Annotated in this window: 21 protein-coding genes and 1 riboswitch; of the genes, 20 read left to right on the top strand and 1 reads right to left on the bottom strand. The window is 68.0% G+C overall.

Going from position 1 to position 20,843, the window contains the following annotated elements:
• Window positions 1–7: 7 nt before the first annotated feature.
• From mltG to C6I20_RS09115, 3 genes are read left to right on the top strand one after another with little or no spacing between them, the layout of a single operon-like run.
• Window positions 8–1,153 (top strand): endolytic transglycosylase MltG, encoded by a 1,146-nt coding sequence (gene mltG / locus C6I20_RS09125; RefSeq protein ID WP_118395674.1) that lies wholly within the window; start codon window positions 8–10, stop codon window positions 1,151–1,153.
• Window positions 1,153–1,959, top strand: a complete 807-nt coding sequence (locus C6I20_RS09120; RefSeq protein ID WP_254052091.1) for a shikimate dehydrogenase — start codon at window positions 1,153–1,155, stop codon at window positions 1,957–1,959. Before mltG ends, C6I20_RS09120 begins: the two co-directional genes overlap by 1 nt.
• Window positions 1,960–1,969: 10 nt before the next feature.
• Complete coding sequence (locus C6I20_RS09115) at window positions 1,970–2,641, top strand: prepilin peptidase (RefSeq protein WP_162891236.1); 672 nt, start codon at window positions 1,970–1,972, stop codon at window positions 2,639–2,641.
• A 13-nt stretch (window positions 2,642–2,654) separates the two neighbouring features.
• Here the strand turns inward: C6I20_RS09115 and C6I20_RS09110 are convergent, their stop codons facing one another.
• Window positions 2,655–2,969, bottom strand: coding sequence for a multidrug efflux SMR transporter (locus C6I20_RS09110; protein ID WP_216822843.1), 315 nt, complete (start codon window positions 2,967–2,969; stop codon window positions 2,655–2,657).
• Window positions 2,970–2,980: 11 nt separating this feature from the next.
• A riboswitch (guanidine-III (ykkC-III) riboswitch) is annotated at window positions 2,981–3,046 on the bottom strand.
• Window positions 3,047–3,106: 60 nt separating this feature from the next.
• Here C6I20_RS09110 and aroC point away from each other — a divergent pair.
• The 17 genes from aroC to pyrF all read left to right on the top strand — a co-directional run bounded on the left by aroC (window position 3,107) and on the right by pyrF (window position 20,821).
• Window positions 3,107–4,285 carry a chorismate synthase gene (gene aroC, locus C6I20_RS09105; protein WP_118395671.1) on the top strand — a complete coding sequence of 393 codons (1,179 nt, stop codon included), beginning with the start codon at window positions 3,107–3,109 and terminating at the stop codon, window positions 4,283–4,285.
• The gene (locus C6I20_RS09100) at window positions 4,282–4,791 is read left to right on the top strand and encodes a shikimate kinase (RefSeq protein ID WP_118395670.1); all 510 of its coding nucleotides are present in this window, start codon (window positions 4,282–4,284) and stop codon (window positions 4,789–4,791) included. Before aroC ends, C6I20_RS09100 begins: the two co-directional genes overlap by 4 nt.
• A complete protein-coding gene (aroB, locus tag C6I20_RS09095) occupies window positions 4,788–5,882 on the top strand; it encodes a 3-dehydroquinate synthase (RefSeq protein ID WP_118395669.1) in 1,095 nt (364 codons plus the stop codon). Before C6I20_RS09100 ends, aroB begins: the two co-directional genes overlap by 4 nt.
• Window positions 5,879–6,946 (top strand): Xaa-Pro peptidase family protein, encoded by a 1,068-nt coding sequence (locus tag C6I20_RS09090; protein WP_118395668.1) that lies wholly within the window; start codon window positions 5,879–5,881, stop codon window positions 6,944–6,946. Before aroB ends, C6I20_RS09090 begins: the two co-directional genes overlap by 4 nt.
• Window positions 6,943–7,509, top strand: coding sequence for an elongation factor P (gene efp / locus C6I20_RS09085; RefSeq protein ID WP_174232974.1), 567 nt, complete (start codon window positions 6,943–6,945; stop codon window positions 7,507–7,509). Before C6I20_RS09090 ends, efp begins: the two co-directional genes overlap by 4 nt.
• Window positions 7,509–7,919, top strand: a complete 411-nt coding sequence (gene nusB, locus C6I20_RS09080; RefSeq protein ID WP_118395666.1) for a transcription antitermination factor NusB — start codon at window positions 7,509–7,511, stop codon at window positions 7,917–7,919. Before efp ends, nusB begins: the two co-directional genes overlap by 1 nt.
• Window positions 7,920–8,073: 154 nt before the next feature.
• Complete coding sequence (locus C6I20_RS09075; RefSeq protein WP_118395665.1) at window positions 8,074–8,805, top strand: WecB/TagA/CpsF family glycosyltransferase; 732 nt, start codon at window positions 8,074–8,076, stop codon at window positions 8,803–8,805.
• A gap of 196 nt (window positions 8,806–9,001) precedes the next feature.
• Window positions 9,002–9,658 carry an ABC transporter permease gene (locus C6I20_RS09070; protein WP_118395664.1) on the top strand — a complete coding sequence of 219 codons (657 nt, stop codon included), beginning with the start codon at window positions 9,002–9,004 and terminating at the stop codon, window positions 9,656–9,658.
• Complete coding sequence (locus C6I20_RS09065) at window positions 9,651–10,763, top strand: ABC transporter ATP-binding protein (protein WP_118395663.1); 1,113 nt, start codon at window positions 9,651–9,653, stop codon at window positions 10,761–10,763. The genes C6I20_RS09070 and C6I20_RS09065 overlap by 8 nt, the downstream gene beginning before the upstream one ends.
• Window positions 10,760–11,566, top strand: coding sequence for an ABC transporter permease (locus C6I20_RS09060; protein ID WP_118395662.1), 807 nt, complete (start codon window positions 10,760–10,762; stop codon window positions 11,564–11,566). Before C6I20_RS09065 ends, C6I20_RS09060 begins: the two co-directional genes overlap by 4 nt.
• A gap of 39 nt (window positions 11,567–11,605) precedes the next feature.
• Window positions 11,606–12,580 (top strand): glycine betaine ABC transporter substrate-binding protein, encoded by a 975-nt coding sequence (locus C6I20_RS09055; RefSeq protein ID WP_118395661.1) that lies wholly within the window; start codon window positions 11,606–11,608, stop codon window positions 12,578–12,580.
• A gap of 161 nt (window positions 12,581–12,741) precedes the next feature.
• Complete coding sequence (gene pyrR / locus C6I20_RS09050; RefSeq protein ID WP_118395660.1) at window positions 12,742–13,320, top strand: bifunctional pyr operon transcriptional regulator/uracil phosphoribosyltransferase PyrR; 579 nt, start codon at window positions 12,742–12,744, stop codon at window positions 13,318–13,320.
• Entirely contained in the window at window positions 13,320–14,267 is a 948-nt protein-coding gene (locus tag C6I20_RS09045; protein WP_305765021.1) for an aspartate carbamoyltransferase catalytic subunit, read from the top strand. The genes pyrR and C6I20_RS09045 overlap by 1 nt, the downstream gene beginning before the upstream one ends.
• Window positions 14,264–15,559, top strand: coding sequence for a dihydroorotase (locus C6I20_RS09040; protein WP_118395658.1), 1,296 nt, complete (start codon window positions 14,264–14,266; stop codon window positions 15,557–15,559). Before C6I20_RS09045 ends, C6I20_RS09040 begins: the two co-directional genes overlap by 4 nt.
• The gene (gene carA / locus C6I20_RS09035) at window positions 15,556–16,677 is read left to right on the top strand and encodes a glutamine-hydrolyzing carbamoyl-phosphate synthase small subunit (protein WP_118395657.1); all 1,122 of its coding nucleotides are present in this window, start codon (window positions 15,556–15,558) and stop codon (window positions 16,675–16,677) included. Before C6I20_RS09040 ends, carA begins: the two co-directional genes overlap by 4 nt.
• Window positions 16,677–20,009: a carbamoyl-phosphate synthase large subunit gene (carB, locus tag C6I20_RS09030; RefSeq protein WP_118395656.1), complete on the top strand. Its 3,333-nt coding sequence runs from the start codon at window positions 16,677–16,679 to the stop codon at window positions 20,007–20,009. Before carA ends, carB begins: the two co-directional genes overlap by 1 nt.
• A complete protein-coding gene (pyrF, locus tag C6I20_RS09025) occupies window positions 20,006–20,821 on the top strand; it encodes an orotidine-5'-phosphate decarboxylase (RefSeq protein ID WP_118395655.1) in 816 nt (271 codons plus the stop codon). Before carB ends, pyrF begins: the two co-directional genes overlap by 4 nt.
• The last annotated feature ends 22 nt before the right edge of the window (window positions 20,822–20,843 follow it).

Below are 20,843 nucleotides of genomic sequence, written 5' to 3'. Positions count from 1 at the left end.
GGCAGCGATGAGCGACAGTGGGCTGGACCTGATGACCGGAGGACCCTCGGGTCCGGGCCGACGACGTGCGGCGAAGCCGGCCCGCAAGCCTTGGGGTCGCCGCATCGTGGCGCTCGTGGTGGTCCTCGCAGTCGTCTTCGGCGGATACCTCGCCTTCGGCAAGATCTCCGGTTTCCTGAGCGGTCCGGACGACTACACCAGTGCCGGAACAGGCTCGGTCGTCGTTGAGATCCCGACAGGTTCGAGCGGCCAGCAGATTGCGGACATCCTGGCCAAGAACGATGTCGTCAAGAGCGCCGAGGCGTTCTACCAGCTCGCGATCAACGACTCCCGGTTCCAGGGGATCCAGGCCGGGTTCTACAAGCTTCCCAAGCAGATGTCCGCCGAGTACGCGATGCGCGCGATGGTTGACAAGGACAACATCGTCGGCGCACCGGGAGAGTCGCGGGTCACGATCCCCGAAGGCTCCCGGCTGAAGTCGATCAGCAAGATCATCGTGGCCAAGACCAAGATCTCCGCGGCCGACGTCAAGGCCGCGCTCGCCGACGCGGACGCGATCGGGCTGCCGGCGGTCGCCAAGGGCAACGCGGAAGGCTACCTGTATCCCGCGACGTACGCCGTCGGCTCCAAGACCACGGCGGTCGAGCTGATCAAGGAGATGGTCGCCAAGACGGTGTCGGTCACCAAGGACCTCGACATCGGCACCCGTGCCGAGGCGCTTGGACTCAATGCAGAGCAGGTCCTGACTGTCGCGAGCATCCTGGAGTTCGAGGCCAAGAAGGATGAGGACTACGCCAAGGTCGCGCGGGTGCTCTACAACCGCATCGATCGCGGCATGCAGCTCCAGCTCGACTCCACGGTGTCGTTCGCCAGCGGCCGTGAGGGCGATGTCTTCACGACGCCCGAGGAGCGCAACTCCGACTCGCCGTACAACACCTACAAGGTCGCGGGTCTGCCCCCGGGGCCGATCGGGTCGCCCGGGCAGAAGACCATCGAGGCCGCGCTCAACCCCGCAGAGGGTGACTGGCTCTACTTCGTCGCGGTCAACCTGGAGACTGGCGAGACGGTGTTCTCCAACACGCTGGCCGAGCACAACCAGGCGGTCAAGAAGCTGCAGGCGTACTGTGCTGCCGCCGACGACAAGATCTGCTGATGCGCTGCGCCGTCCTGGGCTCGCCGATCGCTCACTCGCTCTCGCCTGCCATGCACCGTGCGGCGTACGCCGAGCTGGGGCTGGACTGGACGTACGACGCGGTGGCGGTCGAGGAGCATGAGCTCCCGCTGTTCCTGAGGTCGCTCGGAGACGACGTCCGGGGGCTGTCGGTGACGGCGCCGCTCAAGCGGGCAGCCGCCCAGGAGGCTCACCAGCGCAGCGAGCACGTCGAGCTGCTCGGCGTCGCAAACACCCTGGTTGTCGACGACGGCATGCTCTCGGCCCACAACACCGACGTCACCGGCGCACTGGCGGCCATGCAGGAGCGCGGTCTGCTGAGCGGCATCCGCACGGCACGCATCCTGGGGGCGGGCGCCACGGCGACCTCCATGGCGTACGCCTTGTCGACCCACGGGCTCAGCCGACTCGAGCTCGTCGTCCGCGACCCGGCTCGCGCTCGGGAGACCCAGCAGGTGGCTGAACGGCGCGGGGTCGAGGTCGTGGTCCGCGGCATCGACGAGCCGCTGACCGAGACCGTTGACCTCCTCATCTCGACCGTGCCCGAGGACGTTGCGGGTGCCCGCTCGCGCGAGCTCACCGCGGCGGCGCGGGCCGTGTTCGACATCGTCTACGACCCGTGGCCGACCACGCTGCTGGCCGCCGCCGCGGAGTCTGGCCTGCCGACCGTGAGCGGGCTCGACCTGCTGGCACACCAGGCCGCGCTTCAGGTCGAGCTGATGACAGGAAGCACCGTCGATCCACAGATCTTGCTCAATGCCGCAATGGGTGAGCTCGCAACCCGCTAGGTTCTCTCGCGTGACCATCGTCCTCACGGCCCTCGCAGCGGCTCTCCTGGGCGCTGCCGGGCCCCTCGTGCTGCGACGCATCCCGGAGCCGGCCGGAGGCGATGACGACAAGCTTCCCTACGCCGTGCTGGCGGAGTTTCGTGGGCTCAGGGTGGGCCTGGCGCTCTCCTCGGCGCTGATGGCCGGGCTGGTGGCGTGGCGGATAGACGACTCCGAGCTGCTGCCGGTCTGGGTCCTGGTCGCCGGGGTCGGCTCGTGGCTGGCGTTCATCGACTGGCACACCCGGCTGCTCCCGTTCTTCATCGTGGCCCCGACCTACCTGCTGACCCTGGTCCTGGTCGTGCTGGGTGCCGTGCTGCTGCAGGACGCGCAGGTGCTGGTCCGTGCCGTGGTCGCCAATGTCGTCGTCTACGTCATCTTCCGCGTCCTCTTCTGGATCGCGAGGGGGGCCTTCGGCTTCGGCGACGTGCGCCTGTCCGGCGTCCTCGCCCTGGCGCTCGGTGCACTGGGGGCGAGCGAGGTGTTCGTCGGGATGTACGCCGGATTCATCCTTGGCGCGGTCTTCGGGCTGGGCCTGGCCCGACTCAAGCTCGTCGACCCGAAGGCCTACGCCTTCGGGCCGTACATGATCGTGGGTGCGGTGCTCGGCGCAGCGTGGGGACCGGCGATCTACGCCGTCTGACCCGGGGTGGGGCTCAGTGGGCCAGCTTGAGACCCACGACGCCGCCGACGATCGCCAGCAGGCACAGGATCTTGGCGAGCGACACAGTCTCACCGCCGGAGGTCATCGAGACCGTGGCTGTGAGCACTGCGCCGATACCGACCCACACGGCGTATGCCGTGCCGATCGGCAGTGTGCGCATCGCGTACGCGAGTCCGGCCATGCTGGCCACCAACGCCAGCAGGAAGACCACGGTGGGCGCCAGCCGGCTCAGTCCCGCGGAACGGCCCAGGGCCGTGGCCCACACCGCTTCCAGGACGCCGGAAAGGACCAGGATCGACCATGCCATGACGAGACTCCTCCGTGCCGTCTTGTCGCTGGCCGGGTACGGCACCCTCGTCCGGACACCGTCCGCGCGGCGCTCACCCATGGTGTCACGTGGGACGCGTTCGGCTGGTGCGGGTGGGGCGTGGGAGAATCGTCCACATGCTTCGTTGGTTGACCGCAGGTGAGTCGCACGGCCCCGCTCTCGTCGCCGTGCTCGAGGGACTGCCGGCGGGGGTGCAGGTGACCAGCAAGGACATCCAGGCCGCCCTCGCGCGCCGCCGTCTGGGCTATGGCCGGGGCGCCCGCATGGCGTTCGAGGCCGATGAGCTCGAGATCGTCGGCGGACTGCGGCACGGCCTGACGATGGGCAGCCCGATCGCGCTGCGCATCGGCAACAGTGAGTGGCCCAAGTGGGACCAGGTCATGTCGGCTGATCCGGTCGACCCTGAGGTCCTCGACGGGCTCAAGCGCAATGCGCCCCTGACCCGCCCCCGCCCCGGCCACGCCGATCTGGCCGGCATGCAGAAGTACGGCTTCGATGAGGCCCGGCCGATCCTCGAGCGGGCCAGCGCCCGGGAGACCGCCGCCCGCGTCGCGCTCGGCGAGATCGCTGCGCAGTTCATCCGGCAGACGACCGGCGCGACGCTCGTGTCACACGTCGTTGAGCTCGGCACGGTGCGCGCCCCGGCCGGCGTGATCCCGTCCCACCACGACGTGGAGGCCCTCGACGCCGATCCCGTGCGTTGCTTCGACGCCGAGACCAGCGTGGCGATGGTTGCCGAGATCGACCAGGCGCACAAGGACGGCGACACCCTCGGCGGGGTCGTCGAGGTCGTGGTCGAAGGGCTGCCCCCGGGGCTGGGCTCACACACTCACTGGGACAAGCGGCTCGACGGCAGACTCGCGCAGGCGCTGATGGGCATCCAGGCGATCAAGGGCGTTGAGCTCGGCGATGGCTTCGAGCTGGCACGCACCCGCGGCTCGCTCGCGCACGACGAGATCATCCCGACGCCCGAGGGCATCCGTCGCGTTTCCGGGCGCGCCGGTGGCACTGAGGGTGGCATGACGACCGGAGAGATATTGCGCGTGCGGGCCGCGATGAAGCCCATCGCGACGGTGCCCCGCGCCCTGCGTACGGTCGACGTCGAGACCGGCGAGGAGGCACGCGCGCATCACCAGCGCTCGGACGTGTGCGCGGTCCCTGCGGCCGGCATCGTGGCCGAGGCGATGGTGGCGCTGGTCGTGGCCGACGCGATCCTCGAGAAGTTCGCAGGTGACGCGGTCGAGGAGACTCGCCGCAACGTCGACGGCTACCTCGCCAACCTGAGGCACCGTTGAGTCCCATTGCGGTCCTGATCGGTCCGCCCGGAGCGGGCAAGACGACGGTCGCGGAGGACCTGGCCAGGCGGCTGGGTGCGTCCTTCCGGGACACTGACCACGACATCGAGACACGCGAGGGCGCGACGGTCCAGGAGATCTTCGTCGACCACGGCGAGGCCCACTTCCGTGTCCTGGAGGAAGAGGCCGTCGCGGCCGCCCTGCTGGAGCACGACGGAGTGCTGGCACTGGGCGGCGGGGCCGTGCTGAGCGAGGCCACCCGCGCCCTGCTGGCCGAGCACCGGGTCGTCTTCCTGGACGTCGGCCTCCCAGCTGCGGTCTCCCGCGTCGGGATGAACGGCAACCGGCCGCTGCTGCTCGGGAACGTCCGGTCACAGCTCAAGAACCTGATGGATCGGCGCCGCCCGCTCTACGCCCAGGTCGCACGATTCACGATCGTCACCGACGATCTGGACGCCAGCCAGGTGAGCGACCGCGCCCTGGCCCTGATCGAGGAGGACCGATGACGACCCGATTGACGGTGCCGACCGCCCGCCCGTACGACGTGGTGATCGGCAACGGCGTCCACGAGCAGTTGCGCGGACTGGTCGGGTTCGGTCTCGGCGTCATGCGGGTCGCGATCATCCATCCTCCGTCGATGGCCAGGCAGGCCGAGGTCCTGCGTGAGCCTCTGGTGTCCGACTCGCTCGAGGTCCACCTGATCGAGGTGCCAGACAGCGAGCAGGCCAAGACCGCCGAGGTCCTGGCCTTCTGCTGGAAGATCCTCGGCCAGACCGGCTTCACCAGGTCAGATGTCATCGTCGGCCTGGGTGGCGGCGCGACGACCGACCTGGCTGGCTTCGTGGCGGCAAGCTGGCTGCGTGGAGTGCGATTCGTCAACGTCCCCACGACCGTGCTGGGCATGGTCGATGCGGCGGTCGGCGGCAAGACCGGCATCAACACCGCCGAGGGCAAGAACCTGGTCGGCGCGTTCCACGAACCGGTCGGTGTGCTGTGCGACCTTGACGTCCTGCGGGACCTGCCGGCCCGAGAGCTGCGCAGCGGCCTGGCCGAGGTCGCCAAGTGTGGGTTCATCGCCGATCCGACGATTCTCGACCTGATCGAGGCCGCACCGGAGCGCATCTCCGACCCGCTGTCGCCGATCGTCGCCGAGCTCATCACCAAGGGCATCGCGGTCAAGGCGCGAACCGTCGCGGGTGACCTGCGCGAGACCGGAGCGGACGGCTCCGTCGGCCGCGAGGCCCTCAACTACGGCCACACCTTCGGTCACGCAGTCGAGAAGTTCGAGAACTATCGCATCCGGCACGGCGAGGCGATCTCGATCGGCATGGTCTACGTCGCGGAGATCGCGCACAGGTCCGGCCGCATCGACCAGGACCTGCTCGACCGCCACCGGTCGATCCTCGGCACGATCGGCCTTCCCATGACCTATCGGCCGGGCATCTGGGAGGCCCTCGCGGCCACGATGCGGCTGGACAAGAAGACCCGCGGCGACCGACTCCGATTCGTCGTCCTCGACGGCCTCGCGCAGCCGGCGATCCTGGCCGGGCCCGACGAGAGCCTGATCCTGGACGCCTACCGGGCCATCTCCTCGTGAGCGCGGCCGAGCGCCGCGGTCGTCTCGTCGCCGCGCTGGGCGATCACGGCCTCGACGGCATAGTCGTCACGACGCTCGTCAACGTCCGTTACCTCACCAGATTCACCGGGTCCAACGGTGCGTTGGTCGTGCCCCGCGAGGGTGCGGCCGTGTTCTTGACCGATGGCCGATATCGCGACCAGGCGGCCGAGGAGCTCCCGGACCTCGCCCATGTGATCGGTCGTGATCTGCTCGCCGGTGCCGCTGAGCTCATGACCCACGGTGGGTGGGGCGTCGAGACCCATGTCCTGAGCGTCGACGGGCACGGCCGGCTCGACGACCTGGTCGGCCAGGTGTCGCTCTCGCCTGCGGGCCGACTCGTCGAATCATTGCGCGAGGTCAAGGACGACGACGAGGTCGCGGCGCTGCGGAGTGCCTGCGACATCTCGACCCGTGCCCTCGAGGCACTCGTGGGCCAGCGGCTCGGGGGGCGCACGGAGCGGGCGGTCGCGCGCGATCTCGAGCACAGGATGCTGGAGCTGGGCGCGGAGGCAATCGCGTTCGACACGATCCTGGCCGCGGGTGAGAACTCCGCGATCCCGCACCACAGCCCCACCGATCGAGTCCTGGCCCACGGAGACCTGGTCAAGGTCGACTTCGGCGCGCGGGTCGACGGCTATCACGCGGACTGCACCCGAACCTTCGTGCTGGGACGAGCCGACGACTGGCAGCGCGAGATCCACGCCGCCGTCCGCGAGGCCCAGGCGGCTGGTCTGGAGCTTTTCCGCGAGGGCGCCGCGGTGGCCGATTCGTACGCTGCGGCAACCTCATCCCTGGACGAGTCAGGGTGGCTGCACGCCTTCACGACGGGCCTCGGGCACGGCGTCGGGCTGCAGATCCACGAGGACCCGTTCGTCGGACCCTCACACGCAGGTAAACTGAGCAGTCGCACCGTCCTGACGATGGAGCCGGGCATATATGTCCCGGGTCGCGGGGGAGTGCGTATCGAAGACACCGTCCTCGTGACCTCGGGCGCCCCTGAGGTGCTCACCACGATGACCAAAGACCTCCTGGAGATCGGCTGATGGCCACCACTAACGACATCAAGAACGGCATGGTCCTCGACCTGGACGGACAGCTCTGGTCCGTTGTCTGGTTCCAGCACCACAAGCCCGGCAAGGGCGGCGCCATGGTCAAGACGACCCTCAAGAACATCATGAGCGGCAAGACCGTGGACAAGACGTTCAACGCAGGTCTCAAGATCGAGACCGCCAACGTCGACAAGCGCGACTTCCAGTACCTCTACCACGATGGCGACTCGTACGTCTTCATGGACAAGACGACCTTCGACCAGGTCAACATCAGTGATGCGGTCGTCGGCGACGCCAAGGACTACATGCTGGACAACCAGGACGCGATGGTCGCGATGCACGACGGCATCCCGCTGTACATCGAGCTACCGGCCTCGGTCGAGCTGCTCGTGGAGTACACCGAGCCTGGCCTGCAGGGCGACCGCTCGAGTGGTGGCACCAAGCCGGCCCGCCTGGAGACCGGCAAGGAGATCCACGTCCCGCTGTTCATCGTCAACGGCGAGAAGATCAAGGTCGACACGCGGGACGGCGGCTACCTCGGTCGCGTGCAGTCCTGATGGGTGCTCGTTCCAAGTCGCGCAAGCGTGCCCTCGACATCCTCTTCGAGTCCGAGGCGCAGAACCTCCCGCCGGGCGGCAGCATGGCCGACCGGATCGCCGAGGGCGACTATCCGGTCAATGCCTACGCCGTCGCCCTGATCGAGGGCGTCGTAATGCACCGTGACCGACTCGACGAGATCATCGCGGAGAACGCCAAGGACTGGACGCTGGACCGCATGCCTGCGGTCGATCGCAACCTGCTGCGGATCGGCGCCTACGAGATCCTCTACGTCGACGACGTGCCGGACGCCGTCGCGGTCAGCGAGGCCGTCGGCCTGGCCGGCGAGCTGTCGACCGACGAGTCGCCGTCGTTCGTCAACGGGCTGCTGAGCCGCATCGTCGAGCTCAAGCCGACCCTCACGCCGTAGGGGCACATCGCGGCACGTGATCTGCATCATTCGTCCTCGGCACCCGAGTGGCGTCATGAGCGGGTGCCGACCTCCTCTCCTCTGGTGAGGCCCACAGGCCTCATTCGGGGAGGTGGGACCTACAGGTCCCACCGGGGAAAATCGGGGGACATCTGTGATCACCGAAGAACTCATCGATCGCATGGCCGACAAGTGCATCCTGAACGACGACGACTTCGATGCCGCGGTGCTCGACCTCCGGCCCAAGCGCATCCAGACGGTCAACCTGCACCACTTGGCGCTGGCGTCGAGGTCCGAGGACTTCGCGAAAACGATCGAGAAGGCCGACTACATCACCGCCGATGGCTGGCCCATCGTCTCGCTGATGCGCTCGCGTGGCATCGACCCGGCCCGGGTCACGGGTTCGGAGTTCATCGAGCGGATGCTGGCAGGCCGGCGGTTCCACGGCAAGAAGGCCGCGATCCTGGGTGCGGACCGGCATGTTGGCTACGACTTCCGCGGCCAGCTGCACGACTCGGGGCTGCACGTTGTCTTCCGCGAGCACGGCAACCGGGGTGACTGGAAGCCCAAGCCGCTCGCCAAGAAGCTGCAGAAGTACGGCGTCGACCTGCTGATCGTCGCCGTCACCCCTCCGTTCGGCGACATGATCGGTGAGGAGGTGCGGAGGGCCGGATTCACCGGTGTCGTCATCAACGTCGGTGGCGCGGTCAACATGGCCACCGGCAACGCCACGATGGCTCCGGGATGGGTGCGAGCGACCAAGATCGAGTGGTTCTACCGCCTCGCGCAGGAGCCGCGACGTCTTTTCCGCCGCTATTTCGTCGAGTGCCTGCCGGTCTTTCTCAGGGTCGTTCTGCCGAGCTACCTCCACCGCAACCGACACTGAGCTTATCGCTGCTACGAGAGCGATTGTGCGGCTCCACCGCAAACCGGCTACCACGGCTCCGATCCAGCGAGCCGGGGCAGTGCCTCCGCAGCCCCTGGGGGCATGGGCGCACTCGATCCCATCCGTCGAAGACCTCCACGTGTCGTAGTGTGGAAGGTCGTCAGAGCACTTCACTCACCACGACGTCAGGATGCCTATGGGCGGACTACCGTTCTTCGAGTACCTCAAGACCTTCCGTTCTGAGCTGATCTTCGACTCTCAGCAGCACATCCTGCTCTCGGTGCAGGTGCTCGCGTGTGCCGCCGTCCTCGGCCTCGGCATCGCGATTCTCACCTACCGATCGACGATCTTCTCCAATGCCGCCGTCAACTTCTCGTCGGTCCTCTTCACGCTGCCGTCCATCGCACTGTTCGGCCTGATGGTGCCGATCACGGGCCTCGGGCTCGCGACGGCGTTCCCGATCCTCGTGCTGTACGCGCTGCTGCCGATCATCCGCAACGCCGTGGTCGGGCTGCAGAGCGTCGACGCCGACATGGTCGATGCCGCTCGAGGACTCGGCATGGCGCGCTCGCGCATCCTGCTGCAGATCGAGCTACCGATCGCGTGGCCCGTCATCCTGACCGGCATCCGCGTCGCCGGGCAGCTCACAGTCGGTCTCGTCGTGATCGCCGCGTACGTCCGCGGTCCCGGCCTCGGCACCGGCATCCTGCATGCGCTGTCGGCGCTGGGCTCGGTCAACACCTTCAACGAGGCGCTCGCAGGCACGTTGCTCGTCGTGCTGCTGGCTCTTGCGCTCGACCTCGTCTTCGTACTCGTCCGCCGACTGACCACCCCCAGGGGGCTCCGTGTCTGACCCGAATCTCGCCACAACCACCTCCCCGTCGCGTGCGCGCGGCGTGCCGATCGTGCTCAAGAACGTCACCAAGTCCTACCCCGACGCGACCAAGCCCGCGGTGAACTCGCTCGACCTGGAGATCCCGGCCGGCGAGATCGTCGTGCTGGTCGGCCCGTCCGGCTGCGGCAAGACGACGACGATGCGCATGATCAACCGGCTGATCGAGCCGACGTCGGGCAGCATCACGATCGACGGCGAGGACGTGCTCTCGCTCAACGACGTCAAGCTGCGGCGCACGATCGGCTACGTCATCCAGCAGGTCGGACTCTTCCCGCACCTGACGATCGCGCAGAACGTCGCGCTGGTGCCGAAGATGCTCAAGCACCCCAAGGACCAGACCAAGGAGCGCGTCGACGAGATGCTGCACCTGGTCGGGCTCGAGCCCGGCACCTACCGGGACCGCTACCCGCGCCAGCTCTCCGGCGGGCAGCAGCAGCGCGTCGGTGTCGCCCGGGCGCTCGCCGCGGACCCGCCGATCATGCTGATGGACGAGCCGTTCGGCGCCGTCGACCCCATCACCCGCGGTCGCCTGCAGGACGAGTTCCTGTCGCTGCAGGAGGACCTGGGCAAGACCATCGTCTTCGTGACCCACGACTTCGACGAGGCCATCAAGATGGGCGACCGGATCGCGATCCTGCGCGAGGGCTCGGCCATCGCGCAGTACGGCACTCCCGAGGAGATCCTGGCCAATCCGGCCGATGAGTTCGTCGAGGGGTTCATCGGACGGGGCGCGACGCTGAAGCGCCTCGCCCTGGAGCGGTTGTCCGGGATCGACCTGCGACCGGCGTCCGAGGCCGGCAAGGACCCGTCGACGATCTCGATCAAGGCGACGCTCAGCGACGTGCTCGACACGATGCTCGCCGACGGCGAGGAACGCCTCGCCGTCGTGCGTCGCGGTCAGACAGTCGGCGCGATCACCCTGGACGACCTGCTGTCACGGGTCCGGGAGCTTCGCGAGGAGTCCGACGCGACGGCTGCGGCCACTGCTGCCGCTGCTGCTGCCGCCGCCGCCGAGGGCGAGGATGCTGCGGCAGCCGGCGACGCCCAGGAGGCGCCTGCATGAGCGACAAGACGGCGACCGAGTCACGCACGCCGGCGGCTCCTGACATGGAGGCGCAGCCCGACGCGCGCACGACCCGCCGACCGGTCCTGAAGTGGACCGATCTGCTCGTGCCGGTGTTCTGCGTCCTGGCGATCGGGGCCGACGTGCTCTACCTCGCGAATGCCGACCTCGACTCGATCGTCCGCCGCGCGGTCGACCCCGCGTCCGTGACCCGGCAGACGCTGGACCACATCAAGATCAGCTTCCTGATCACGATGTTCGTCATGGCGATCGCGGTGCCGCTGGGTGTCCTGGTGACCCGTCGCCGGTTCTCCTGGCTGTCGCCGGGGATCCTGGCAGTTGCCAACGCCGGCCAGGCGGCGCCCAGCATCGGCCTGCTCGCGATCATCGGCATCTTCTACATCGGTCTGTGGGCCGTCGTCGGCGTCCTCACGGCGTACAGCGTCCTGCCTGTCTTGCGCAACACGATCGTCGGCCTCCAACAGGTCGACGCAGGCGTCAAGGACGCCGCCCGCGGCATGGGCATGTCGCCCATGGGAGTCCTGTTCCGCGTCGAGCTGCCGCTGGCTGTCCCGATCATCGGCGCCGGCGCGCGCACCGCGCTCGTGCTGGCCGTCGCGACGGTCGCCTTCGGTGACTTCGTCGGCGCGGGCGGGCTCGGCGGGCTGCTGTTCGGCAGCATCAAGCTCGGCCGCAACGAGGTCCTCGTGCTTGCCAGCCTGCTGATCGCGGTGCTCGCGCTGCTCGTCGACTGGGCCGGCGGGCTGGTCCAACGCTCGTTCACGCCCCGCGGCATCCGCTAACAATTTTCCCGTCACATTCGCACAACCGAAAGGCACAGAATGAAGACACTTCGACGCAAGACATCCATGATCGCCGGTGCAGCAGCAATCGCCCTGACCCTGGGAGCGTGTGGACTCGGCGGCGGTGACGGCGGCGGCTCCAGCACCGAGGTCGAGGCAGGATCTGTCGACCCCGACGCGCTGAAGGGCGTGTCGCTCGCGGTCGGCTCCAAAGAGTTCGACGAGCAGCTGCTGCTCGGCCAGCTCACGATCCAGATGCTGAAGGCCGCGGGCGCCGACGTCAGCGACAAGACCAACATCCAGGGCAGCACCGCGACCCGCAACGCCCTGACGTCGGGCAAGACCGACATCTACTGGGACTACAACGGCACCGGTTGGATCAACTACCTGGGCCACGACGACCCGATCCAGGACCCGGTCGAGCAGTTCGAGGCGGTCAAGAAGGAAGACCTGGAGAAGAACGGCCTCGTCTGGGGCGCGCCGGCTCCCTTCAACAACACCTATGCGTTCGCCACGACCACGGAGTTCGCGGCCGAGAACAACATCGAGACGCACTCGGACATGGCTGACTACGTCAACAAGAACGACGACGCGACGGTGTGTGTCGAGAGCGAGTTCGCGGGCCGTCCCGACGGCTACCCGGGATTCGCCAAGGCGTACGACATGGACGTCAAGGACAAGACCCAGACGCTCGGCACCGGCGTCATCTACACCCAGGTCGACAAGGGCGGCTGTGACTTCGGCGAGATCTTCACGACCGACGGACGTATCGCCGCGCTCGATCTGAAGCCGCTGGTCGACGACGAGGCGTTCTTCCCGCTGTACAACGGCGCGGTCGTGCTGCGCGAGGACACCGCCACGGAGTTCCCCGCGATCCTCGAGGTGATGGCGCCGCTCAGCGCCACGCTGACGACCGAGACGATGGCCGAGCTCAACTCCAAGGTGAGCGCCGAGGGCCTGCGGCCGTCGAAGGTCGCCGAGGACTTCCTCAAGAGCGAGGGCTTCATCAAGTAGCACCCCCGCAGGACGGATCTCCCGGCATTCGTGCAGCCCTTGGCCGCGCGTTCCGGGAGATCCGTCCTCGCGCAGGACCTCGTCACCGGTCCTGCTAGGCTCGCCCCGAACAACCGACATCCTTTAACGGCCGTCCCGAGAGGCGGAGAAGGAGGTCAGACATGGCCGCGTCCGATGGCGCCCCCCGTGCTGACAGCTCGCACACACCCGTACGAACCGTCCTTGACGACCGGGACATTTCCCGCGCACTGACCCGCATCACGCACGAGATCCTCGAGCGCAACCGGGACGCGTCGGACATCCTGCTGCTGGGCATCCCTACCCGCGGAGTCCACCTCGCCCGTCGCATCGCCAAAAGGATGTCCGAGGTCGAGGGTCGCGCCATCACCGCCGGAGCGCTGGACATCACGATGTACCGCGACGACCTGCGGCTCAAGCCCGCGCGAGCACTCGAGCACACCGAGATCCCCCAGGACATCGACGACAAGATCGTCGTGCTGATCGACGACGTGCTGTTCTCGGGCCGGACGATCCGCGCCGCCCTGGACGCCCTGACCGAGCTGGGCAGGCCGCGCTCGGTGCAGCTGGCTGTGCTGATCGACCGTGGCCACCGTGAGCTGCCGATCCGGGCCGACTACGTGGGCAAGAACCTGCCGACCTCGCTCGCCGAGAAGGTCAAGGTCGCGTTGTCGGAGTCCGACGATCGAGACGGCGTCGACATCATGGGGGGAGCGGCATGATCAAGAACCTGCTCAGTGCCGGCGACCTGAACCGCACCGACGCGATCCGCATCCTGGACACCGCCGAGGAGTTGCTCGGGGTCGCGAGCCGGCCGATCAAGAAGCTGCCGACGCTGCGCGGCCGCACAGTCGTCAACCTGTTCTTCGAGGACTCGACCCGCACCCGCATCTCGTTCGAGGCCGCCGCCAAGCGACTGAGTGCCGACGTCATCACGTTCTCCGCCAAGGGCTCGAGCGTCTCGAAGGGCGAGAGCCTCAAGGACACCGCCCTGACACTGCAGGCCATGGGTGCGGACGCCGTCATCATCCGACACCAGCACTCTGGGGCGCCGCACCGGCTCGCGAACGCCCAGTGGACCAGCGGCGCGGTCATCAACGCCGGAGACGGGACGCATGAGCACCCGACCCAGGCGCTGCTCGACGCCTTCACGATGCGCAAGCACCTCGGCGACCTGGTCGGCAAGCGGATCACGATCGTCGGCGACGTGCTGCACAGTCGCGTCGCCCGCTCCAATGCGCTCCTGCTGCACACCCTCGGGGCGCACGTCACGCTCGTCGCGCCGCCGACTTTGCTGCCGGTCGGGGTGGAGCACTGGCCGGTCGAGACGTCGTACAACCTGGACAGCTCGCTGGAGAAGGCCGACGCAGTCATGATGCTGCGAGTGCAGGCCGAGCGCATGAACGCCGCGTTCTTCCCCAGCGCCAGGGAGTACAGCCGCCGTTACGGTCTCGACATGCCCCGACTCCGGCTCCTGCCTGAGCACGCGATCGTGATGCATCCGGGGCCGATGAACCGCGGCATGGAGATCACCGCCGATGTCGCCGACCACGTCCGGTCGGTCATCGTCGAGCAGGTCACCAACGGTGTTGCTGTTCGCATGGCCGTCCTCTACCTCCTCCTCGGCGGCGCCGCCGAGGAACCCACCAGCGAAGAAGGCACCTCATGACCTCGTACGTGATCCGGGGAGCCAACATCCTCGGTGAGACCGTCGCCGACATCGCCTTCGAGGACGGTGTGATCACTGCGATCGGCACCGACCTCGTGGGCGACGAGACGATCGACGCGGCAGGGCTCGTGGCCCTGCCGGGTCTCGTCGACCTGCACACCCACGTCCGTGAACCCGGACGCGAGGACGCTGAGACCGTCCTGACCGGTTCCCGGGCGGCCGCGCGCGGCGGATTCACCTGCGTGCACGCGATGGCCAACACCGATCCGGTCGCGGACACCGCCGGAGTCGTCGAGCAGGTGTGGCGCCTGGGCCGCGAGGGCGGCTACTGCGACGTGCAGCCGATCGGCGCCGTGACGATCGGGCTCGGCGGCGAGCGACTTGCCGAGCTCGGCGCGATGGCCGACTCCGCGGCCGGCGTACGAGTGTTCTCCGACGATGGCAAGTGCGTGTCGGACGCCGTGATCATGCGCCGCGCCCTGGAGTACGTCAAGGCGTTCGACGGGGTCATCGCCCAGCATGCCCAGGAGCCCCGGCTCACCGAGGGTGCGCAGATGAACGAGGGCCCGTTGTCCGGCGAGCTCGGCCTGACCGGCTGGCCGGCCGTCGCCGAGGAGGCGATCATCGCCCGGGACGTCCTGCTCGCCGAGCATGTCGGTTCGCGGCTGCACGTGTGCCACCTGTCGACCCGCGGTTCAGTCGAGATCATCCGCTGGGCCAAGGGCCGCGGCATCGACGTCACGGCCGAGGTCACGCCGCACCACCTGCTGCTGAGCGACGACCTCGTCCGCAGCTACGACCCGATCTACAAGGTCAACCCGCCGCTGCGCTCCAACGACGACGTGTCCGCGGTCCGGGAAGGGCTCGCGGACGGCACGATCGACATCGTGGCCACGGATCACGCACCGCACCCGATGGAGGACAAGGAGTGCGAGTGGTCCGCGGCAGCCTTCGGGATGCTGGGGCTCGAGACCGCGCTCTCGGTCGTGCAGCAGACCATGGTCGACACCGGGTTGCTGACCTGGGCGCAGGTCGCCGACAAGATGTCGGTCAAGCCGGCCGACATCGGTCGTGTCCACAACCAGGGCCGCCCGATCGCAGTGGGGGAGCCGGCCAACATCGTGCTGGTCGACCCGGCCGCCACCCGGCTGATCGATGCCCGCGACACCGCTTCGTTGTCGCGCAACAACCCGTACGCCGGACTGACCCTGCCCGGTGAGGTCGTCGCGACCTTCCTGCGCGGCAGAGCCACCGTCCGTGACCGTGCTCTCGTGGAAGGCGTGACCGTATGAGCAGCACCGAGGCGATCCTGGTGCTCGAGGACGGCCGGGTGTTCCGCGGCGAGTCCTACGGGGCAATCGGCGAGACGATCGGCGAGATCGTGTTCTCGACCGGCATGACCGGCTACCAGGAGACATTGACCGATCCGTCGTACAAGGGCCAGATCGTGGCAATGACGGCGCCGCACATCGGCAACACCGGCGTCAACGACGAGGACTTCGAGTCGAGCCGGATCTGGGTCGACGGCTACGTCGTCCGCGATGCCGCACGGGTGCGCTCCAACTGGCGCTCCAACGCGACGCTCGACGAGGCGCTGGAACATCAGGGCGTCGTCGGGATCGCCGGCGTCGACACCCGTGCACTGACCCGGCACCTGCGGGACCGCGGCTCGATGCGCGGTGGCATCAGCTCGGTGTCGACCGACGTCGAGAGCCTCCTCGCTCGGGTCAATGCCGCGCCGGTCATGACCGGTGCCAGCTTCATCGACGACGTCACGACCGAGCAGGCCTACGTCGTCCCGGCGGTCGGCGAGAAGCGCTTCACCGTCGCCGCGATCGACCTCGGCATCAAGGGCATGACCCCGCGCCGCATGGCTGAGCGCGGCATCGAGGTGCACGTCCTGCCGGCGTCCACGACGTTCGAGCAGATCGCCGCGATCGGGCCTGATGGTGTGTTCATGTCCAATGGCCCGGGCGATCCCGCCGCAGCGGATCGTGCCGTCACGACACTCAAGCAGGTGCTCGAGGCGCGGATCCCGTACTTCGGCATCTGCCTGGGCAACCAGATCTTCGGCCGGGCGCTGGGCCTGGGCACCTACAAGCTCGTCTACGGACACCGCGGCATCAATCAGCCGGTCCAGGACCTCACGACCGGCAAGGTCGAGATCACCGCACACAACCACGGCTTCGCCGTCGACGCACCGATCGAGGGCACCTTCGAGACGCCCTACGGCGCCGGGCGAGTGACGCACGTGTGCCTCAACGACCAGGTCGTCGAGGGACTCGCGTTGCTGAACCAGCCTGCCTTCAGCGTGCAGTACCACCCGGAGGCCGCGGCCGGCCCGCACGACGCGGCCTATCTCTTCGACAGATTCGTGGATCTCATGAGCAGCGCAAAGGCAGGTGTCTGATGCCAAAGCGCGAAGACATCAAGTCAGTCCTCGTCATCGGCTCCGGCCCGATCGTCATCGGTCAGGCCTGCGAGTTCGACTACTCCGGCACCCAGGCCTGCCGCGTCCTCCGTGAGGAGGGCATTCGCGTCATCTTGATCAACTCCAACCCGGCGACGATCATGACCGATCCGGAGTTCGCCGACGCGACCTACATCGAGCCCATCACCCCGGAGTTCGTAGAGAAGGTCATCGCCAAGGAACGCCCCGATGCGCTGCTCGCGACGCTGGGCGGCCAGACCGCGCTCAACGCCGCGATCCAGATGCATGAGGCCGGCGTGCTCGAGAAGTACAACGTCGAGCTGATCGGTGCGTCGATCGAGGCGATCGAGAAGGGCGAGAACCGCGAGTCCTTCAAGGCCGTCGTCGCGACCCTTCCCCCCGAGTGGGGCGCCGAGTCCGCTGAGTCGGTCATCTGTCACACGATGCAGGAGTGCCTCGACGGCGTCGAGGGCCTGGGCGGCTATCCCGTCGTCGTACGGCCGTCATTCACGATGGGCGGCTCCGGATCGGGCCTGGCATACAACGCCACGGACCTGCACCGGATCGCGGGATCCGGACTGGCGCTCAGCCCCACGACCGAGGTTCTCCTGGAGGAGTCGATCCTCGGCTGGAAGGAGTACGAGCTCGAGGTCATGCGGGACACCGCCGACAACGTCGTGATCGTGTGCTCGATCGAGAACCTCGACCCCATGGGCGTGCACACCGGTGACTCGATCACGGTGGCCCCCGCCATGACCCTGACCGATGTCGAGTACCAGCGCCTGCGGGACATCTCGATCGGCATCATTCGTGAGGTCGGCGTCGACACAGGCGGCTGCAACATCCAGTTCGCGGTCAACCCCGAGGACGGCCGCATCGTCGTGATCGAGATGAACCCGCGCGTCTCACGGTCGTCCGCACTGGCGTCCAAGGCCACGGGTTTCCCGATCGCCAAGATCGCCGCCAAGGTCGCAATTGGCTACACCCTGGACGAGATCCCCAACGACATCACCCAGGAGACCCCGGCGTCGTTCGAGCCCACGCTCGACTACGTCGTCGTCAAGGTGCCGCGGTTCGCGTTCGAGAAGTTCCCGGCCGCCGATGCGACCCTCACGACCCACATGAAGTCGGTCGGAGAGGCGATGGCGATCGGCCGCAACTTCACCGAGGCGCTCCAGAAGGCGCTGCGGTCCCTCGAGCGGCCCGATGCGGTCTTCGACTGGCACAAGGACTGGATCGACCTGGACAAGGACGCGCTGCTGGACCAGATCAAGGTCCCGCACGACGGCCGGCTCAAGAAGGTCATGGACGCGATCCGAGCCGGGGCCACCCCCGAGGAGATCTTCGACGCGACCAAGATCGACCCGTGGTTCGTCGATCAGCTCGCGCTGATCAACGAGGTCGCGGTCGAGCTGACCGGGGCCAAGGAGCTGTCGCCGGTGCTGCTGCGCCGGGCCAAGCGGCACGGTTTCTCCGACGCGCAGATCGGCAAGATCCGTGGCATGTCGGAGGACGTCGTCAGGGGAGTGCGCCACGCGCTCGGCGTCCGCCCGGTCTACAAGACCGTCGACACGTGCGCGGCCGAGTTCGCCGCGAAGACGCCGTACCACTACTCCTCGTACGACGAGGAGACCGAGGTCGAGCCACGCACCAAGCCCGCCGTGCTGATCCTGGGCAGCGGACCCAACCGGATCGGGCAGGGCATCGAGTTCGACTACTCGTGCGTCCACGCCGCGATGGCGCTGTCGGAGGTCGGCTACGAGACCATCATGGTCAACTGCAACCCCGAGACCGTCTCGACCGACTACGACACCTCAGACCGGCTCTACTTCGAGCCGTTGACGCTCGAGGATGTCCTCGAGATCGTGCACGCCGAGAAGCAGGCCGGTCCCGTCGTGGGAGTCATCGTCCAGCTCGGCGGTCAGACGCCGCTCGGGCTCGCGGCGGGCCTGGAGCGGGCCGGGGTGACGATCGTCGGCACGCAACCGGCCGCGATCGACCTCGCCGAGGAGCGCGGGGCCTTCGGCCTGGTGCTGGAGGCTGCGGGACTGCCGGCTCCCAAGCACGGCATGGCGACGACCTTCGCCCAGGCCAAGTCCGTGGCCGATGAGATCGGCTATCCCGTGCTCGTGCGCCCGTCATACGTCCTGGGCGGCCGTGGCATGGAGATCGTCTACGACGAGGGCACCCTCAAGGACTACATCGACCGGGCCACCGAGATCTCGCCGGAGCATCCCGTGCTGGTCGACCGGTTCCTCGACGATGCGATCGAGATCGACGTCGACGCGCTGTACGACGGCACCGACCTGTTCCTGGGTGGCGTGATGGAGCACATCGAGGAGGCCGGGGTCCACTCGGGCGACTCGGCCTGCGCGCTGCCACCGATCACGCTGGGCCAGCTCGAGATCGAGCGGATCCGCGAGTCGACCGAGGCGATCGCCAAGGGCGTCGGTGTCCGCGGACTCATCAACATCCAGTTCGCGCTGTCCTCGGACATCCTCTACGTCATCGAGGCGAACCCGCGGGCCTCGCGCACCGTGCCGTTCGTGTCGAAGGCAACCGCGACGCAGCTGGCCAAGGCTGCGGCCCGGGTCATGCTGGGGGGGTCGATCGCCGATCTGCGCACGGCCGGCGTCCTGCCGGCGACGGGTGACGGTGGCCAGCTTCCCGACAACGCGCCGATCGCGGTCAAGGAAGCCGTCATGCCGTTCAACCGCTTCCGCACGTTCGAGGGACGCTACGTCGACACGCTGCTTGGTCCCGAGATGCGATCGACCGGCGAGGTCATGGGCATGGATGTCGGCTTCGGCACGGCCTTCGCCAAGAGCCAGGCTGGCGCACAGAACGGGCTGCCGACCTCGGGCCAGGTCTTTGTGTCGGTCGCCAACCGCGACAAACGGCACATGATCTTCCCGGTCAAGCGACTCGCGGACCTGGGCTTCGAGATCCTGGCGACCAGCGGGACGGCTGTCGTGCTGGCACGCAACGGGGTCAAGGCAACGGTCATCCGCAAGCTCAACGAGGAGCCGCTGCCGGGCCAGTCCCGCTCAACCATCGTCGAGAAGATCCACGCGCAGGATGTCCAGCTCATCATCAACACGCCGCACGGTGTGACCTCCGGCGGCAGCCCGCGCATCGATGGCTACGAGATCCGGACCGCTGCTGTCGCCGAGGGCATCCCGTGCATCACGACGGTGCAGGGCCTGGCCGCCGCGGTGCAGGGGATCGAGGCGCTGATCGAGGGTCGGATCGGTGTCACGTCGTTGCAGGAGTGGGGCCGACTGGTCCACGCGGGGCGGGAGCCCCGATGAGCTTCGGGTCACGCGCCCGTGCGGCCATGTCGGCGTACGGCCCGGCCTGCGTCGGGATCGACCCGCATGCGTCGCTGCTCGAGGAGTGGGGCCTGCCCGACGACGTCGAAGGGCTCGACCGCTTCGCCTCGATCTGCGTCGAGGCGTTCGCCGGTCATGTCGGCTTCGTCAAGCCGCAGTCGGCCTTCTTCGAGCGCTTCGGTGCCCGGGGCGTCGTGGTGCTCGAGCGCACGATCCAGGATCTTCGACACACCGGCTCACTGGTCGTCCTGGACGTCAAGCGCGGCGACATCGGGTCGACCGCCGCGGCGTACGCCGATGCGTATCTCGACGATGACGCACCGATGGCGGCGGATGCGATCACGGTCAGCCCCTACCTCGGGTTCGGTTCCTTGCAGCCCTTCTTCGACGTCGCGGACAAGAACGACGCGGGCGTGTTCGTGCTCGCGCTGACCTCCAACCCGGAGGGTCCCGAGGTGCAGCACGCCCGCAACGGTGACGTCACGGTGGCCGGCGGGATCCTGGCCCAGCTCGCGGCGCTCAACGCCGACGCACAGCCGATGGGTGCCTTCGGTGCGGTGGTGGGAGCGACGATCGGTGAGGCGGCCGAGGACCTGGCCATCAACGGGCCCTTGCTCGTTCCGGGATTCGGGGCGCAGGGCGGGACCGTCGACGACATCCGTCGGTTGTTCGGCGCGGTCATCGACAACGTCATCCCTTCGACGTCCCGCGGCGTCCTGTCCGCCGGGCCGGATGTCGGGGCGCTCCGCGATTCTGTCGCCCGGGTGAACGCCCAACTTGTAGGGTCATAGCGTTCAACGTTGACCCGCGCCT

The organism is Aeromicrobium sp. A1-2 (assembly GCF_003443875.1).
In the GTDB taxonomy this organism is placed as follows: Bacteria; Actinomycetota; Actinomycetes; order Propionibacteriales; family Nocardioidaceae; genus Aeromicrobium.
The sequence above is the reverse complement of the archived record's forward strand: the minus strand, read 5'-3'. Positions and strand labels throughout refer to the sequence as shown.

Bases quoted from the DNA above. Each gene is read 5' to 3' on its own strand.
- pyrF (WP_118395655.1), top strand. From the start codon at position 20,006: ATGAGCTTCGGGTCACGCGCCCGTGCGGCCATGTCGGCGTACGGCCCG.
- carB (WP_118395656.1), top strand. From the start codon at position 16,677: ATGCCAAAGCGCGAAGACATCAAGTCAGTCCTCGTCATCGGCTCCGGC.
- C6I20_RS09120 (WP_254052091.1), top strand. From the start codon at position 1,153: ATGCGCTGCGCCGTCCTGGGCTCGCCGATCGCTCACTCGCTCTCGCCT.
- carA (WP_118395657.1), top strand. From the start codon at position 15,556: ATGAGCAGCACCGAGGCGATCCTGGTGCTCGAGGACGGCCGGGTGTTC.
- pyrR (WP_118395660.1), top strand. From the start codon at position 12,742: ATGGCCGCGTCCGATGGCGCCCCCCGTGCTGACAGCTCGCACACACCC.
- mltG (WP_118395674.1), top strand. From the start codon at position 8: ATGAGCGACAGTGGGCTGGACCTGATGACCGGAGGACCCTCGGGTCCG.
- C6I20_RS09060 (WP_118395662.1), top strand. From the start codon at position 10,760: ATGAGCGACAAGACGGCGACCGAGTCACGCACGCCGGCGGCTCCTGAC.
- C6I20_RS09070 (WP_118395664.1), top strand. From the start codon at position 9,002: ATGGGCGGACTACCGTTCTTCGAGTACCTCAAGACCTTCCGTTCTGAG.
- aroC (WP_118395671.1), top strand. From the start codon at position 3,107: ATGCTTCGTTGGTTGACCGCAGGTGAGTCGCACGGCCCCGCTCTCGTC.
- C6I20_RS09110 (WP_216822843.1), bottom strand. From the start codon at position 2,969: ATGGCATGGTCGATCCTGGTCCTTTCCGGCGTCCTGGAAGCGGTGTGG.
- C6I20_RS09055 (WP_118395661.1), top strand. From the start codon at position 11,606: ATGAAGACACTTCGACGCAAGACATCCATGATCGCCGGTGCAGCAGCA.
- C6I20_RS09040 (WP_118395658.1), top strand. From the start codon at position 14,264: ATGACCTCGTACGTGATCCGGGGAGCCAACATCCTCGGTGAGACCGTC.
- nusB (WP_118395666.1), top strand. From the start codon at position 7,509: ATGGGTGCTCGTTCCAAGTCGCGCAAGCGTGCCCTCGACATCCTCTTC.
- aroB (WP_118395669.1), top strand. From the start codon at position 4,788: ATGACGACCCGATTGACGGTGCCGACCGCCCGCCCGTACGACGTGGTG.